The following is a 13,154-nucleotide window of genomic DNA, read 5'->3' as shown; positions in this document are numbered from 1 at the left end:
GCTGCCAATAAATTATTGGTTAAAACATATAACTGATAAGGGCTGGCAGTTTTGTCCATATTTTATGCAAGGCACTTGTCGATAGAGTTGCAATTGTAAACTACGTAACTTCTGATTCAAAAAATTAAAATATTAGGGAGAGACGAATATGACCTCATGGCAGAACGAAATTATTGTGACCTCATATGGTCCTATGACCAAAGGCGAGGCAAGAGATTATGAGGCTGATGCAGCCTTTGAGGAGGTTATTCAAGAAACTGAGCTTGAAGTAAAATTTGCTCAATCTTCATCTCAAAAAGTAGCTATAGAGACTCGTGGGAAAATCAAGGCTCAGAAAGTTTGGGATAGTTATTATGAAGAATGGGAACTAAAAAACCTTTGGTCTAAACGTAAATAATTCTGCATTTTGAGGATTTTAAACAATGAATCATTACGCTAGAGATTTGCAAGGTGAGCAATATCAATTGCTTCAAGATTCCCAAGATATGGATGCGGTCATAGAACATATAGGTATCAAGCAACATGACTGCGGCTTTTTGATAGTTAATGTTGGTGACGGAGAATATAAGGAAGTTTATTCTTCTGTTCGTGGCGCAATGCCTACAGCACGCTACGCGCTTGTGCCGCGCGTCTAAGAAATTCATGCCTTATCTAGATACTGAGTTGGAGAGAATTTTGTAAATATATCGATATTTTAGGTACAAAATGCAAAATAATTTTGTTCATGCGAATGCGTACATTCATCCAAGTCCATATCAGCAGCATGTAGTTGGAATCTCTATATTTTTGTGGTCAAAAAATGTATAGAGTGCAAGTCAATATTCCAGATGAGTTAAGGCTTCCAGGAGAGTCTTCTGTTCACACAAAATTAATTTCTTCGTCAGAATTACTTAAGTCTCCAGAGATTAAAAGATGATCCTATCTTTTTCGCTTACATCAAAATTAGCGAGAGAACGTGGTGTTCCTGATCCGCTCTACACGGGTTTAAAAACTGTTTCTCGCCGTTTTTGGTCAAGCAAGCACGCTGCCACTTGGATCAAGGCTTATAAGGAAGGTCGAATTATCCACGACGCTTGGTCAAACGCCCCTTTTGTTGGGGGTGCTCAGAAAATCGGTACTTTTAAATTAACCTGTGAACCTTACTTGGAGTATCTGCAAGATATGCCAGAAAGCGATGTTCTTCTGGAAGGTGGGTTTTGGGAAACTGCCCAAGATTACATTAACCAGTTCAGTAATGGTGACGATAATCAAATAGTCTGGGTCATTCGCTGGGAAGACTTCAGACCAATAGAAACAAAGTGTGAGGTATTTTAAATGACATTTGAAAAAGTTAATGGATGGAAGTTGTTCTCAATTGCAGATGATGGCAGCCTTAAGTACGAATATAATCCAGGATGTATCGATCGGATTAAAGGTTGTCCGAAACATCCAGATGGATATCAAAGAGTTTTGAGGGTGCGGCATGCAGAACAGGTTAGCGATTCTGAGTTTTACGACGCTATTAAATCCAAAACTCCGGAAGCTTTAAATGCACAAGATTGGTATTCAGAAATCGATTTTGCTGATTGAGCCAATCTGCTGGAGTTGCTGCACCGTTTACAGTTCAATTTTCTGTGAAATTCGACTTAATATTAGCGAGGAAAACATGAATATTTCAGGACCTTGGAGCTATTCAGAAGCTTGTAAAATTATCAAAAAATTTCGTAGTGAAGGATTAGAAGCAAATATTACATGTGGAGGAATAAGTATTGACAGTGTTGATCGCGAAGCAATCAAAGCGGTAATGAAAAAGCATTCATTGGGTAATGTAAGTCTGACTCATGGTTTGACTTTAATGCAAGAGGTGACAATTCCCAACAATCAATTATTATCCGTGCTAGAAAATTTAAATGAAAGAGACTAACTACGATACATCAAACATCTTTCACGTTGACGAAAGAGTTAGAGATACTGTAACAGCAGAAGTTTGGGAGATTTTGTCCCATGATCCTAAAGCTGGTTATTATCTTGCTGGTGAGATAATTGATGATGCTTTGAGTAGTAAAGAAAAAGCAATCTGGCATTCTGAAACTGACGAATATCAAATTATCTGATATGCAGCTATAAAACGGTTAGAGGTTGGGTGAGTGGCGACACTAAAACACAAGTTTCTGTCAGCAATGCTGACTGGAAGCGGCTTGGTCAATTCTCTGTCCGCAAGACCAAGCTGTTAAAGAGAAGCAGCGGACTTATTGTAAACATTACTGGTTGAGTTGGCTGGCATTCCTCCCCAACCTACCTAATGGTTGTTCACGTAGTGCGGGCAAGGATGGGGTGTCCTGCCAGAAAAACTGATGAACAAATAAATTACAACCAAGGAGTTCCAGATGAAATTATCAACAGTATTTTTCAATACGAATTCACCTTGGATTAATAAAAAAATGCCCCTCAGGCGATGTCGTTTCCAACATTTGGTTAATTTAAAAGTCAGTCTGTTGCTTTTGATTACGGTAATTTTTGATATCTTTGTGCATTAAATCACAATATTTATAAAACAGGAAAAAAGTTAAATGTTGCCAGAGAATATAGATGCAAACATGATTGCATGGGCTAGAGATGACTTAGCTGAGTGCGCTAGCCAGGGAGTTTTCAGAGACTTAACTCCAGAAGAAGCAATAAAAGAAGTTTCAGACCAATCTGTGATTCGTTGGGCTTCAGGTTCTAGTCCCGAATACAACAGAGATTTTCAGATCTATTTAGAGCACACCGGCTATACCCCAGAAATGGGAGAATATCTCAGAAATTGTCATTTAAAAAAATAGGATATTTCAATGAGTTTTGTAGACCGACTCAAAAATAATTTTGAAGCATATTGTCTTGAACGAAAAGCCAAGATGGTAGAAGGCTTTGAGCCACGAATGCTTGAGGAGCTAAAGCTCCAACTCGGAAGTAAAGAAGCTCGAATGGTGTCGGAGGACTTAAAAACCAGTGCAGCTGGATTGAGACATCAAGCTGCCATTACTAGAAACCAAGGAAACTGAAAAATAAGGAGATTCTCATGGGCGAAGAGTTAAAGGCGCGCTTGTCTCGTGCCGTAGAAAAATTAGTCAGAACTGCCAATGCTAGAAATGAACTAGAAGGCTTGCCAAAAGGTGAATGGGTGAGACACCCTGAACTATTGTCTAAGTGGTACGATGACGATGTTGCTGCACTTAAAAATAAGCAAAACAGAAATTGACAAATATTTTCAGTTAATGTTTGCGTTGCAGCAACGCTTACATGTAATTTTTAAAATGAAACAGCAACCACCAATTGTCGTCATAGCAGAATTCAGAGATAAAAAAAGTCAAATTTCTAGTCTTCCAAAACGAACTCAAGCGGAGTTAGCTGATGAAAGAAAAAGTAGGAGAAATCAGTTGATTTCAGTGTTACTAGTAATCTTGATGATCAAAGCTTTGTTTTTGACGACTTTTCTCGTGAATCGTATATCAGAAAGCAATGGGAAAAAATATTGCATTTCTATGGCGATCGTTAGCTTTTAAAGTACCTCAAAGCAGACATGACTACAATAATTTTTGATATTTCAAGACATGAAGAAGAAACACTTTAAATTCCCCGGTTCCCATGTGACTCGCGTGATTGGTTCTACACAAGAAACTCATCCATCAAGAAGCCAAGAAAGGGCAAAGCTTTTGGGTGCATTATCTCCACTCTCACGACCTCTGGAAAGATGCACCATTGACACGTTTTGAGGCTTTAAAAATTATGACTACAAAAGTAGATAAAGCTGACGGTACAGGAAATTTTACTCATGTCGAAGCTATCAGAGAGTTTTCTAAGTGGAAAGAAGAAGGCAGTTTTCTCAGCCAGTTAGAGCTACTCAAAGCGATTTCGTAAACTGCAAATCAGTTTTTTTATAGTTGATGAACACAATATGTTCATCAACATTTTGTGAGCCATTTACTATTTATTAGCGTAGAGAAATGTTCGAATACAACAAAAAAACTCCCAGTGAAGCGACTTTCAAAGCGAAGATAGTTGACTACGAGGTCAAAAACAGTAGTCGAGAGACTAATTTTGAGTTTGCATTGGTTGATCAGAAGACCGGTAAAGAAATAAATCTTGCTGAAGAATTGCCCGAGAGATATAAAGCTGAAGTCTCTATAAGTGATCTAGAAGTTGTGATTCCTCCCAAACGCGAAAACCTAAAAGCAAGAGAAAAAGACGGATTTTCTGTGTGGCTTCATCCAGAAGAAGTTCCGCAAATTGATCCAGTGTCATGCTGATGACGGTTCCATTGTTTTCGACGCTGGGATTACACATCATAAAAGATATTTGAAAAGATAGACTATCAAGAATTTGAGTTGAACCTAGTAATTGAATAATCAACAAATGGCTGCACCAGAAGTTAAAAACATCGTCCGTGACTTCATGCACGATAAAGAGTTTAGTCTGATTAATGGTTATGACAGAATTAAAGCGATCGCAACAAAGCACGACTTTGATCCTAAAGGAAAAGGCTTTCTTTTAGTCAGCAATAACGAATCAATAATTTATTCTGAAGAATATTTCGTTCCTGTTGTTGACTTTCCAGTTTACAGATTGAAATAAGTATTACTTCTTACAGCAATATTTAAAGGCGAATCAGAAAAATGAAAAATTATACTGTAGGTGATTTTCAAGCAGGCGAAAACATTCTTCTCGTTACTGATTCTCAAGACATTCAAGCTGTTGCTAATCATTGCAATTTTGATGCGAGTTCATATGGTTTTTTACTTGTTAAAGTTGCTGATAATGACAGTTGGGAAACCTATGCTTCTGTTTATGCTTCTGAGTTCCTTGTGCCTGCTGTTAACTGTCAAGTTAACAAAATAGTTTAATTATAGAATTGCCTGTAAGCGTTGCTGCAACGCTTACGTAAACACAGTTTGACCTGAAAATTTTGAAATATGGATACAGAAAATTATTTCTACGGGGCGTTTTGGTTTGACGGAAATGATCTATGGTACTGGGGCAAACAAAACAAGCCGCAGAAAGGGATAGAAAATGCGAAACTCTACAAAACTTTTGATGGAGCAGCAAATAGGCTAGAAAAGATAAAACAGAATTTGGTCGATCCAGAAAAGCTGGATATACATGGCGTGCAAGGTATATTTGATTTTGAGGTATGAAATGAACAACCAAGAATTTGAATCGCAGTTAGCAGAAATCCTCCAGCAGATGGAAAGTTTACAAAGTGAACTTCAATGGAACGCCTTGTGTGCCTCTTCACACAAGACGGGTGACATGAATTTAGCTGATGCTGTAGATGCTCTTGCGAATGCAGTAGATAGAGGCGTCCTCAAGACTAACCTTTCCCTGTATAAAGACTGGCATTTTGGTTAAGTTGCAATAACTGTGGTAGTATCAAATTAACGCCACAGTTACGTCTCTTCAATAAAATGAGAACCAAGAAATTAAAGCCATTCGTGGCGCAGCCGCGCGTCTTCCAAAAGTTTACCAAATTTATACGTAAAAAATTCATCCAAAGAAACAAGTCCAAGAAAACTACAAGAAATCAAGGAATCTGCATTAAAGCTAGCAAGAGCGCAAAACCTTGTCCAATTAAAATCAAATTTGAGTAAAATTGGTTACAATTGTGCCAATGCAGACTTCCGCTGTAAAAGTACTTGGTTGGCAGTTGAGGAATTTCTGCAAGCCAAAAATACCAAGGCAACAAGCTTTATCTCAGGAATCAAAGCAAATTGGAAGAAACAACATGTAAATGCACCTAAGAACACTAAGAGATGCAGAGATTCCAGAAATAGTCAGAATTTGGCTTATTCTCGTTGAAATTTAAAAGCTACAAAAATAAGTGGCAACTAAACAAAGTTCAAAAATGCTGAAGTGCTTCCAGGATAAAGTGTTGAGACTGGCAACCAGAAGAGGATTTCCTGGAAATTAAATTTTTTGATGTGTGAAAAAATAGAATTAACCCCAGACTATTAAAAGTCTGGGGTCATTTTTTGCTGTTAATTATTTATTTATGCATTCAAAAATAATTATGCAGCAGTGGAAACAGAACGCTCTTCATGATTAGTTTTAGATTCTTCCTTAGACTTTGTTTTTTTATAGTTAGGCTTAAAATATTCTGGACATTCCTTTGTTGGCTCAGATAATAAACTATCAAACTCAAATATATCTGTTGTCGGATTAAATTTAGCTTTTACTTGGACAAAATATGGATGTTGTTGTTTGGAGTTTAATTTGACTGGTTGGACAGGTGGATTTTCCCACATTACAGGTAAATGAGAAGGAGAAATGCGTTTAGTTTGTTGTTTTGGTTCGAGTTTTTCTAATTCTTTGAAGCGGTATTGATCAAAATTTCTATAAACAGAAATAACAGGAGTTTGACATTGTTGAAGAAATTGCCATAAGCCAAAAATTTTAAACTCGTTGGGTTCAAAAGTCTGCAAAATACCTTTGGTAACAGTATTAGATATTTCTGGCTCAAATTTCAGCAAACGAAACTTTATAGTATGTACTTTATCTTTTTTATTAGAGTGTGATATTTTTGGGTAAACAGAGATACGCTGTTGTGTAGAGGAATTACTTGTAAGGGATTGATTTATTTTTTTGGAGTCATACTTGCTGTAAAACAAAGGATATTCTTTATCTTGTATAGAAATAAATAGCTTGTCATCTTTTTGAGTGATATTACCAGCTAAAACCCCAATTGCAGAAAACAGCATATTTCGCCTCTCAAGAAATAATTTAACAATTATAAAACTGGTTTCAACAAATGTGAATAATGTAAGAGTCTGATTGACCTCACTGTGTGACTTTTGTTGGGAATACTATCACTGAAATTATTAATGTTTTCTAACTACATTTTAATTCTATTTTTGCAATATAACCGTAGATAGAATCCAATATGCAGTGTTGCCCTCTGAATTATATCATTGGGAATAACCTTCATTTGGCAAGGGTTTGGTACTGTTACCCTCAACAAATACAAGAATGTTTAATTTATGGTATTGTGATAAATCATTTAAACGAAAAATTTTATGACTTACTTTTAAGATATTTATTTATTCTGGAATTTTTATAACTTTAATTTACTCATTAATAAGGGTGTTGACGGAGGAAATTTAAATGAATGCAACAAAGGTTAAAAATAACAACGAACAACAGAAAAAACCTAAGTCTTCCCGTGATATTATTGGAACCTTTCTTCGCGAGATCGGACGTTTTCCAATCTTAAATGCTGAACAAGAAATTCAATACGGCAAGAAAATTCAGCAGATGCTTACTTTGCTTGAGACCAAAGAAAAGCTGAAGGCGCAATTAGATCGTGAACCAACAATTGGCGAGTGGGCTAACAAAATGCAACTCAGTCAAGAAATGCTATCAAAACAACTTCAGCAAGGTCAGATAGCAAAGCGAAAAATGATGGAGAGTAATTTAAGGCTTGTAGTGCACGTTGCCAAGAAATATCAGGATAGAGACATGGAATTTCTGGATTTAATCCAGGAAGGTTCTCTGGGTTTGGAACGAGGAGTAGAAAAATTTGATCCAACCAAAGGCTACAAATTTTCAACTTATGCTTACTGGTGGATTCGTCAGGGTATTACAAGAGGTATTGCAGAAAAAGCACGCACTGTACGTTTACCAGTTCACATGACCGAGAAACTTAACAAAATTAAGCGTGTTCAAGCAGAGTTGTCTCAGGAACTGGGTTATGCGCCAAATGTGGCACAGATCGCTCAAGCATTATCTTTATCTACAGAACAGATTCGAGAATGTTTGAGATTGATTCGTAAACCGAAGTCTTTGGATATGCGAATTGGTGAAGATAGAGATACTGAATTAAAAGATATGCTTAAATGTGAAAGTTTTAGCAGCGAGTCTTATGTTGAAGCAGAGCTTCTGCGTGAAAATATTAAGAAACTTCTGTCAGAACTAACTCCTCAAGAACAAGAAATTATAACTCTGCGCTTTGGTTTAACGGATGGAGATGAACTAACTTTATCCCAAATTGGAGAACGTTTAGGATTGAGTCGCGAGCGCATAAGACAAATACAGCAACGTGCTCTTAAAAAGTTGAGAAAACACAAATATGAAGTTGGCAGCTATTTGCATAATTAGTTTTTATACTAGTATTTACAGTGTTTGAATATACTACGATTTGTGGTCTTCAATTACTGTAAGTCTTGTAAATAATCAGTCAGGTGTAAATCTAACGTTTGAATTAATACTTTGAACGAAAGAACAGTTCAATTGGTTTCGATTATCTTGATGGTGGATTGGTTATTCCACAAAAGGTAATGCTAATTCTACTTTTGAAACGTCTAGATTCCTTGAGGGTGTTGACTTTCAAGTTTTTATTATTAATGATCAAAATCAAGTTTGCCCACAGTGTAGATTATGAGATTTTTACTCCGGTATTTTTCACAGCAAAAAGCAAGGGTAGCCGTAGGAAGCTAGAAAGATATTATCAAGCTATATTTTTTTTGTAAGTGTATGAGATAGTTTTTTATAAATACTGTTGATAAGAGAGATCACAAAATGCAGAATCAAAATATAGATTCAATCAAAACAATCTTCCAAAGTCGTCTAACAACTCTTGAGCATATTCTAAAGTTAGCCCAGACTCATTTTAGTGGTAGTGAGTCGTTTCTTCACAAGCGGATTGTGGCTGATATGCTTCCCTTTGGTACACAGATCGCTTTTACTTGCAATCAACCCCGTAACTTTGCTTTGTGGTGTGATAGTAAACCGATGGATAATTTAAATCCAGAAGTTACATCTCTTGTGCAGGCATACGAACATATAGCAAATACTAAGGGGCTTCTTGGATACATTAATGTTGGAGATAAAAAGCGGGCGTGAGTTTACCCGCGTTGACTTAGGTGAGGGTCTTTACATCGAGATGTTTGGTAGAGATTATGTGAATGACTTTCTGATTCCAAACTTTTACTTCCATATGGTTACGGCTTACGACATTCTTCGTATGGATGGTGTACCCATCGGAAAACGAGATTACATGATGCATTTGGTTCCATTTCTCAAAAAGGTGTAAGTGTAAAGAAATCAGATATGTGACTAGATGAAATTAGGTAATTTAAAATTATAGCAAAAATTTATACTAGTTAAACTATTGTTCGTATTCTCGTCAAAGGAATTTTAAGAATATGGAAGTAAAAGAGATTTTATCAGAATTAGAAAATAATACTGGAAAATTTCCTCGTGAAGCTTTAGAAAGAGCTATTGAATCAAAGGAAGCAATTACTCCTTTTTTGTTAGATGTTTTATCAGAATGTAAAGATAATTTGGAGGATTTATTTAATAAATCCGACTATTTTTTACATATTTATGCTTTATTTTTACTAGCACAATTTAGAGAACCAAAGGCTTATCCTCTCATAATTGATTTTTTCTCAGTACCGGGAGAACTGCCATTAGAAGTAACAGGAGATGTAGTAACTGAGGGTTTAGGCAAAATACTAGCTTGGGGTAAGTGATGGAAATATTGAACCGATCAAACAACTGATAGAAAAGCAAGAAGTTGACCAATTTACCAGAAGTGCTGCTATTAGAACTTTAGTTATTTTGGTAGTTCAAGAAATTATTCCTCTGGAAGAAGTTATAGAATATTTTGAGAAACTTTTCTTAACTGTGTTTGCAACTAAAGATTCTAAAACTGATCTTGAATGGGAAGGGGAATATGTATTTTGGACAGAGTTAGTAATTAACAGTTCTATACTTTGTCCTGAAGAACTTAAGGAGTATATTGAGCGAGCTTTTGATGAAGATTTAATCGAACCATTCTTTTTCGGAAGGGATGAATTTAATGATAATCTCCAAGCAGGCTCAGAAGCAAATTTGAATGAGCTTCGTGAAGATGAGCGTTATTCTTTGATTAAAGATACGATATCGGAAATCGGATATTGGGCTTGTTTTGAGGAGAATCAGCCAAAAAATTTGAACAATAATTTGACAGGAATAGAAGGTTTTTCCAGGTCAGGTAAAAAGACTTCTAAAAGTAAAGCGAAGAAAAAGAAAAAAATGCAGAAAGAATCTCGTCGAAAGAATCGAGGAAAGAAAAAATAATATTGGTTGTGCGTCACTTCTGGTAGTTTGTAGTCACTCAAAATGTGGATCAATCACCAAAAATTAATATGTCTTTGCCTTCCCTTAGTGCATAAGAACACAAATCTTCTAATTTCAAAAGTGTAACTAGAAGTATGTCTTTATTCTCTGCAGATTGTAATGCGCCACAAGCCCATTCTTCCCACTGCTTCAAGTGTAGACGTTCAAGAACTTCTTGACGATTGATTTGACGAGGGTCATATATTGCCTTGTGAAGATTATCCAGTATTTCCGGTAGTCTGGTGGAAGAAAAACGATAATTCCTATAAGGATCTAATAAAAATGAACCAGGAGGATTATCCATTGCTTTAATAAGTTTATCAGGCAACAGGTCTGGCACAGTTACAAACTTTTTACCCGAAGTACTATCTATTGACCATTCCATCATTCATTATCTGACTATTCAGTTTCCAATGCATTTTCACGGCTATCTTAACTAAATCTTTTATCTCTGACCAAAGTCTTCTTCTTTAGAAGATAAGCAAAGTGTGTAGTTACCCTGTGGCCATATATAGTTTATTATCACTACATCTTTACTTGGTTTAATTTGTAAGTTTCACATAAGCTACAGGCAATAATATGAGTAAACCGAACTTAAAAAAGAGAACTTTAAGCTACTTAAATAATCTTACAAAAGAAGAGCTTATTGAGTTGGTATTAAAATTTGCACCGAAAAGTTTTTTTGAAAATGTTAATACCCAATTTGCCAGTCAAGATGATGCGATTAATCTCTTAAAAGAAGTTTCAAAAACTATCAATACTCTACTTTCTGATGAGGAGAAATTGTATAATCCCAAAGAGTTTGAACATGAATTATTAAAACAGCTAGAAAAAATTAGAGGATTGTGGGATAAATTTCCTTCGCAAATTGGAGATTTAATAATAAAAATAATTGAGGACGTTGAGCAAGCTTTTGAAGATGGTTACTTGTATCTCGAGAATTATCATAAAGAAGATGAATATTTTGAGTCAGAAGATGTTAATGACTACATTTTGCATTTTGTAAGTAATCTTCCTAAAGACATGAAGTCTAATTACGTAGAAAAGCTAAGAAATATCATTTGTAATTTTGGCTATTCTACTTTTTCAAGTGTTGAAAAACAACTTTCTTGATTACTTATTTTGTATACTTGTTAAATATACTTAATACTTGTTTATTTCCTGGTTAACTCTGTGGTCTGTGAAGAGATAAAACTAGAACAACCCCTTTTTTATAACAATACCTTTGGGCTAAGGTTTGAGATTGGTCCGGCTGAAGTAGATATTTGGACTGACTTTGATAAAGGAATATTAAACAAAGAATATTTTAATGTAGCTTTTGCAAGAGCCGTAAGTATATTTGAGTCCGCTTTTTCACCAGATGATGATATTTCTATCGCTTATCAAATTTTCTCTCATGGTCGAAATAAAATTAGAAAGGGGAATTTTCTCTTCAAGCAGGTCAGTAATATCAAGAATAGAAATATCAAGTTTACTAAGCATAGAGAAATATATTCCCAAGACTTGTATGGTAAACTCATGTGTTTGCGTAGAGTAACTATCCCAAACCTTAAAGTGAAGGACGTAAATTCAAAAAATATATTATTGGCGTTGATAAACACTGATTTTGGCTCAATGCGACAACCTTCATTACGCGGTGAATGCTTTTTTATCAATCATACTAAAGGTTTAGTCTTGCTTCTTTATGATGATAGAGGCATGGATATAGTTGCTTTAAAAAAAGATGTTTTGCAAAAGCTTTATAAAAGTCATAATGCATGGATTTTAGATTATGATCGAGAGAAAATTGACCGCCTGTTCTCGTGAATATTAAAAAAATTGTGCTTGATCCAGATTTGATAAGGGTTTTAATTTTTGCAAAGAATTCCCCAAGAACCTTTCTCGCCTTTAGTTTAAGTTATTAGAACTGCGTCGCCATTTGTTAATACCATATGCAGCTGCAAGCATAATCAATAAATATGGGGTGTATGCAACTAGCCAAATACCTATTTTGAGTAAACCAATTGTAAATTCAACAACAGAATTACTTGAGTTATTCCAGGTAGATTTTATTTGACTACCAAAATTGGGTTTTGGACTAGAGTTAACAACTGCGGCTTCTAAATTTAAGGTAATTGTGGAATAAGCTACCTGATTTTGTAAGTTTTTGAGTTGAGCATCAATTCGCTCAATTTGCTCTCTTACTTTACTTAGTTCTTGAGTTACACTCAATATATCTTTTACTGATTTTGCACGATCAATAAGTTTCTGCAAATTAGCTTCTGTCTTGCGCAAATTATTGAGTCTGGCTTGAATATCTACTAAGCGGTCACTTACATCTTGAGCCGTAATATTACGACTTTGTACAGTACCTAATTTAGCTAATTCATCAAGAGTTAATGTTAATAAATTTTGTGGTACTCGCATTTGAATTAATGCTTTGTAGGGAGTACGATTATTTCTGGGCTGTTTTTGTTCTAACTTAATTAAATCACCTTGCTGTTTAGTAATAATTTCCAATACAGCATCAATACTTTCTTCCACTGAGTCAACGATCGCAGTCATGGCTGCTTTTTTGATTAGTTGAGTTTTTGGACGAGATGCTTTTACAGCTTGTGGAGATTCAATTAGTTTAGAGCTAGCGTCACTTACTCGTTGTGCAACAAAAGTATCACTTGATACCTCTCCTGATTCTGAAATTTTTATTGATTCAGTTGTAGAACTAGCACAGCTAGTAAAGATTGTACCTGCGAAGAGTAACATTAAAAATAAAGTAGATTTATATTGCATTTTGTACAGTTAATTACACTTGTTATGATTAACATCTCAAAGATAACACTGAGTATTAAAACAAGTTTAATGAGTAACAATAATTGAAATCAACAATAGAGTTACTCAAATCAGCTTTATTCGAGGTATGACTTAGGAGATATCTTAAAAAGAAAAGTGCCTTAAATTTCAAATGTCCAGGTTTCTCCTTAGACCCGTCCTAAAATTTACAAGGCAGTATTTACAAGGCTTTGAGACCAATCCTTGCAGATTCTCTTTCAACGTAAAAATTAAGG

Annotated in this window: 27 protein-coding genes; 24 read left to right on the top strand and 3 right to left on the bottom strand. The window is 35.3% G+C overall.

The genetic code is table 11. From position 1 onward, the window contains the following. Positions 1-148 precede the first annotated feature (148 nt). From BC008_RS36280 to BC008_RS36205, 17 genes are all read left to right on the top strand, one after another. Positions 149-397, top strand: a complete 249-nt coding sequence (locus BC008_RS36280; protein ID WP_027841263.1) for a hypothetical protein — start codon at positions 149-151, stop codon at positions 395-397. A 25-nt stretch (positions 398-422) separates the two neighbouring features. Further along, positions 423-635, top strand: coding sequence for a DUF6839 family protein (locus BC008_RS36275; RefSeq protein WP_036264723.1), 213 nt, complete (start codon positions 423-425; stop codon positions 633-635). 277 nt (positions 636-912) lie between these two features. Then, a complete protein-coding gene (locus BC008_RS36270; protein WP_058184389.1) occupies positions 913-1,314 on the top strand; it encodes a hypothetical protein in 402 nt (133 codons plus the stop codon). After that, positions 1,315-1,569: a hypothetical protein gene (locus BC008_RS36265; protein WP_027841264.1), complete on the top strand. Its 255-nt coding sequence runs from the start codon at positions 1,315-1,317 to the stop codon at positions 1,567-1,569. A gap of 76 nt (positions 1,570-1,645) precedes the next feature. After that, positions 1,646-1,903 (top strand): hypothetical protein, encoded by a 258-nt coding sequence (locus BC008_RS36260; RefSeq protein WP_027841265.1) that lies wholly within the window; start codon positions 1,646-1,648, stop codon positions 1,901-1,903. Further along, on the top strand, positions 1,890-2,093 hold the full coding sequence (locus tag BC008_RS36255; RefSeq protein WP_027841266.1) for a hypothetical protein: 204 nt from the start codon (positions 1,890-1,892) through the stop codon (positions 2,091-2,093). Before BC008_RS36260 ends, BC008_RS36255 begins: the two co-directional genes overlap by 14 nt. Before the next feature lie 456 nt (positions 2,094-2,549). Further along, complete coding sequence (locus BC008_RS36250; protein ID WP_027841267.1) at positions 2,550-2,801, top strand: hypothetical protein; 252 nt, start codon at positions 2,550-2,552, stop codon at positions 2,799-2,801. A gap of 9 nt (positions 2,802-2,810) precedes the next feature. Continuing rightward, entirely contained in the window at positions 2,811-3,020 is a 210-nt protein-coding gene (locus BC008_RS36245; protein ID WP_027841268.1) for a hypothetical protein, read from the top strand. Between the two features lie 17 nt (positions 3,021-3,037). Then, complete coding sequence (locus tag BC008_RS36240) at positions 3,038-3,217, top strand: hypothetical protein (RefSeq protein ID WP_027841269.1); 180 nt, start codon at positions 3,038-3,040, stop codon at positions 3,215-3,217. Positions 3,218-3,272: 55 nt separating this feature from the next. Next, a complete protein-coding gene (locus BC008_RS36235; RefSeq protein WP_153009721.1) occupies positions 3,273-3,521 on the top strand; it encodes a hypothetical protein in 249 nt (82 codons plus the stop codon). Between the two features lie 48 nt (positions 3,522-3,569). After that, on the top strand, positions 3,570-3,731 hold the full coding sequence (locus BC008_RS49960; RefSeq protein ID WP_161938202.1) for a hypothetical protein: 162 nt from the start codon (positions 3,570-3,572) through the stop codon (positions 3,729-3,731). A 13-nt stretch (positions 3,732-3,744) separates the two neighbouring features. Then, positions 3,745-3,876, top strand: a complete 132-nt coding sequence (locus BC008_RS52320) for a hypothetical protein (RefSeq protein ID WP_268768271.1) — start codon at positions 3,745-3,747, stop codon at positions 3,874-3,876. An 86-nt stretch (positions 3,877-3,962) separates the two neighbouring features. Beyond that, on the top strand, positions 3,963-4,265 hold the full coding sequence (locus BC008_RS36225) for a hypothetical protein (protein WP_027841272.1): 303 nt from the start codon (positions 3,963-3,965) through the stop codon (positions 4,263-4,265). A gap of 106 nt (positions 4,266-4,371) precedes the next feature. Next, the gene (locus tag BC008_RS36220; RefSeq protein ID WP_027841273.1) at positions 4,372-4,590 is read left to right on the top strand and encodes a hypothetical protein; all 219 of its coding nucleotides are present in this window, start codon (positions 4,372-4,374) and stop codon (positions 4,588-4,590) included. A gap of 41 nt (positions 4,591-4,631) precedes the next feature. Further along, on the top strand, positions 4,632-4,859 hold the full coding sequence (locus BC008_RS36215) for a DUF6839 family protein (RefSeq protein WP_027841274.1): 228 nt from the start codon (positions 4,632-4,634) through the stop codon (positions 4,857-4,859). A 69-nt stretch (positions 4,860-4,928) separates the two neighbouring features. Continuing rightward, positions 4,929-5,150, top strand: a complete 222-nt coding sequence (locus tag BC008_RS36210; protein WP_027841275.1) for a hypothetical protein — start codon at positions 4,929-4,931, stop codon at positions 5,148-5,150. Beyond that, complete coding sequence (locus tag BC008_RS36205) at positions 5,140-5,364, top strand: hypothetical protein (protein ID WP_161938201.1); 225 nt, start codon at positions 5,140-5,142, stop codon at positions 5,362-5,364. Before BC008_RS36210 ends, BC008_RS36205 begins: the two co-directional genes overlap by 11 nt. A gap of 656 nt (positions 5,365-6,020) precedes the next feature. Here the strand turns inward: BC008_RS36205 and BC008_RS36190 are convergent. Next, complete coding sequence (locus BC008_RS36190) at positions 6,021-6,710, bottom strand: hypothetical protein (RefSeq protein ID WP_027841278.1); 690 nt, start codon at positions 6,708-6,710, stop codon at positions 6,021-6,023. A 403-nt stretch (positions 6,711-7,113) separates the two neighbouring features. On the opposite strand from BC008_RS36190, the gene BC008_RS36185 reads away from it, so the two are divergent. The 5 genes from BC008_RS36185 (at position 7,114) to BC008_RS52300 (ending at position 10,071) form a co-directional block, all read left to right on the top strand. Further along, complete coding sequence (locus BC008_RS36185; RefSeq protein WP_027841279.1) at positions 7,114-8,106, top strand: RpoD/SigA family RNA polymerase sigma factor; 993 nt, start codon at positions 7,114-7,116, stop codon at positions 8,104-8,106. Positions 8,107-8,526: 420 nt separating this feature from the next. Continuing rightward, positions 8,527-8,850 carry a DUF1993 family protein gene (locus BC008_RS52315; RefSeq protein WP_268768270.1) on the top strand — a complete coding sequence of 108 codons (324 nt, stop codon included), beginning with the start codon at positions 8,527-8,529 and terminating at the stop codon, positions 8,848-8,850. A gap of 58 nt (positions 8,851-8,908) precedes the next feature. Beyond that, entirely contained in the window at positions 8,909-9,040 is a 132-nt protein-coding gene (locus BC008_RS52310) for a DUF1993 family protein (RefSeq protein ID WP_268768269.1), read from the top strand. A gap of 112 nt (positions 9,041-9,152) precedes the next feature. Further along, a complete protein-coding gene (locus BC008_RS52305; RefSeq protein ID WP_268768268.1) occupies positions 9,153-9,482 on the top strand; it encodes a DUF1186 domain-containing protein in 330 nt (109 codons plus the stop codon). A gap of 7 nt (positions 9,483-9,489) precedes the next feature. Next, a complete protein-coding gene (locus BC008_RS52300) occupies positions 9,490-10,071 on the top strand; it encodes a DUF1186 domain-containing protein (protein ID WP_321170101.1) in 582 nt (193 codons plus the stop codon). A 49-nt stretch (positions 10,072-10,120) separates the two neighbouring features. Here the strand turns inward: BC008_RS52300 and BC008_RS36170 are convergent, their stop codons facing one another. Next, positions 10,121-10,498, bottom strand: a complete 378-nt coding sequence (locus tag BC008_RS36170; protein WP_027841280.1) for a hypothetical protein — start codon at positions 10,496-10,498, stop codon at positions 10,121-10,123. A gap of 191 nt (positions 10,499-10,689) precedes the next feature. Between BC008_RS36170 and BC008_RS36165 the strand changes: the two genes are divergently transcribed. After that, positions 10,690-11,223 carry a hypothetical protein gene (locus BC008_RS36165; RefSeq protein ID WP_027841281.1) on the top strand — a complete coding sequence of 178 codons (534 nt, stop codon included), beginning with the start codon at positions 10,690-10,692 and terminating at the stop codon, positions 11,221-11,223. A 60-nt stretch (positions 11,224-11,283) separates the two neighbouring features. Then, positions 11,284-11,916 (top strand): DUF3885 domain-containing protein, encoded by a 633-nt coding sequence (locus tag BC008_RS36160; RefSeq protein WP_036264726.1) that lies wholly within the window; start codon positions 11,284-11,286, stop codon positions 11,914-11,916. An 81-nt stretch (positions 11,917-11,997) separates the two neighbouring features. Here the strand turns inward: BC008_RS36160 and BC008_RS36155 are convergent, their stop codons facing one another. Beyond that, on the bottom strand, positions 11,998-12,879 hold the full coding sequence (locus BC008_RS36155) for a DUF4349 domain-containing protein (RefSeq protein WP_036264727.1): 882 nt from the start codon (positions 12,877-12,879) through the stop codon (positions 11,998-12,000). Positions 12,880-13,154 lie beyond the last annotated feature (275 nt).

The sequence above is a fragment of the Mastigocoleus testarum BC008 genome, assembly GCF_001456025.1.
Lineage (GTDB): Bacteria > Cyanobacteriota > Cyanobacteriia > Cyanobacteriales > Nostocaceae > Mastigocoleus > Mastigocoleus testarum.
Note: the sequence above shows the minus strand (reverse complement) of the source record. Positions and strands in the feature narration are given on the sequence as shown.

Bases quoted from the DNA above. Each gene is read 5' to 3' on its own strand.
- BC008_RS36165 (WP_027841281.1), top strand. From the start codon at position 10,690: ATGAGTAAACCGAACTTAAAAAAGAGAACTTTAAGCTACTTAAATAAT.
- BC008_RS36220 (WP_027841273.1), top strand. From the start codon at position 4,372: ATGGCTGCACCAGAAGTTAAAAACATCGTCCGTGACTTCATGCACGAT.
- BC008_RS52305 (WP_268768268.1), top strand. From the start codon at position 9,153: ATGGAAGTAAAAGAGATTTTATCAGAATTAGAAAATAATACTGGAAAA.
- BC008_RS36265 (WP_027841264.1), top strand. From the start codon at position 1,315: ATGACATTTGAAAAAGTTAATGGATGGAAGTTGTTCTCAATTGCAGAT.
- BC008_RS36225 (WP_027841272.1), top strand. From the start codon at position 3,963: ATGTTCGAATACAACAAAAAAACTCCCAGTGAAGCGACTTTCAAAGCG.
- BC008_RS36280 (WP_027841263.1), top strand. From the start codon at position 149: ATGACCTCATGGCAGAACGAAATTATTGTGACCTCATATGGTCCTATG.
- BC008_RS36260 (WP_027841265.1), top strand. From the start codon at position 1,646: ATGAATATTTCAGGACCTTGGAGCTATTCAGAAGCTTGTAAAATTATC.
- BC008_RS52320 (WP_268768271.1), top strand. From the start codon at position 3,745: ATGACTACAAAAGTAGATAAAGCTGACGGTACAGGAAATTTTACTCAT.
- BC008_RS36185 (WP_027841279.1), top strand. From the start codon at position 7,114: ATGAATGCAACAAAGGTTAAAAATAACAACGAACAACAGAAAAAACCT.
- BC008_RS36235 (WP_153009721.1), top strand. From the start codon at position 3,273: ATGAAACAGCAACCACCAATTGTCGTCATAGCAGAATTCAGAGATAAA.
- BC008_RS36275 (WP_036264723.1), top strand. From the start codon at position 423: ATGAATCATTACGCTAGAGATTTGCAAGGTGAGCAATATCAATTGCTT.
- BC008_RS36215 (WP_027841274.1), top strand. From the start codon at position 4,632: ATGAAAAATTATACTGTAGGTGATTTTCAAGCAGGCGAAAACATTCTT.
- BC008_RS49960 (WP_161938202.1), top strand. From the start codon at position 3,570: ATGAAGAAGAAACACTTTAAATTCCCCGGTTCCCATGTGACTCGCGTG.
- BC008_RS52315 (WP_268768270.1), top strand. From the start codon at position 8,527: ATGCAGAATCAAAATATAGATTCAATCAAAACAATCTTCCAAAGTCGT.
- BC008_RS36250 (WP_027841267.1), top strand. From the start codon at position 2,550: ATGTTGCCAGAGAATATAGATGCAAACATGATTGCATGGGCTAGAGAT.
- BC008_RS36245 (WP_027841268.1), top strand. From the start codon at position 2,811: ATGAGTTTTGTAGACCGACTCAAAAATAATTTTGAAGCATATTGTCTT.
- BC008_RS36190 (WP_027841278.1), bottom strand. From the start codon at position 6,710: ATGCTGTTTTCTGCAATTGGGGTTTTAGCTGGTAATATCACTCAAAAA.
- BC008_RS36255 (WP_027841266.1), top strand. From the start codon at position 1,890: ATGAAAGAGACTAACTACGATACATCAAACATCTTTCACGTTGACGAA.
- BC008_RS36240 (WP_027841269.1), top strand. From the start codon at position 3,038: ATGGGCGAAGAGTTAAAGGCGCGCTTGTCTCGTGCCGTAGAAAAATTA.
- BC008_RS36270 (WP_058184389.1), top strand. From the start codon at position 913: ATGATCCTATCTTTTTCGCTTACATCAAAATTAGCGAGAGAACGTGGT.
- BC008_RS36155 (WP_036264727.1), bottom strand. From the start codon at position 12,879: ATGCAATATAAATCTACTTTATTTTTAATGTTACTCTTCGCAGGTACA.
- BC008_RS36170 (WP_027841280.1), bottom strand. From the start codon at position 10,498: ATGATGGAATGGTCAATAGATAGTACTTCGGGTAAAAAGTTTGTAACT.
- BC008_RS36210 (WP_027841275.1), top strand. From the start codon at position 4,929: ATGGATACAGAAAATTATTTCTACGGGGCGTTTTGGTTTGACGGAAAT.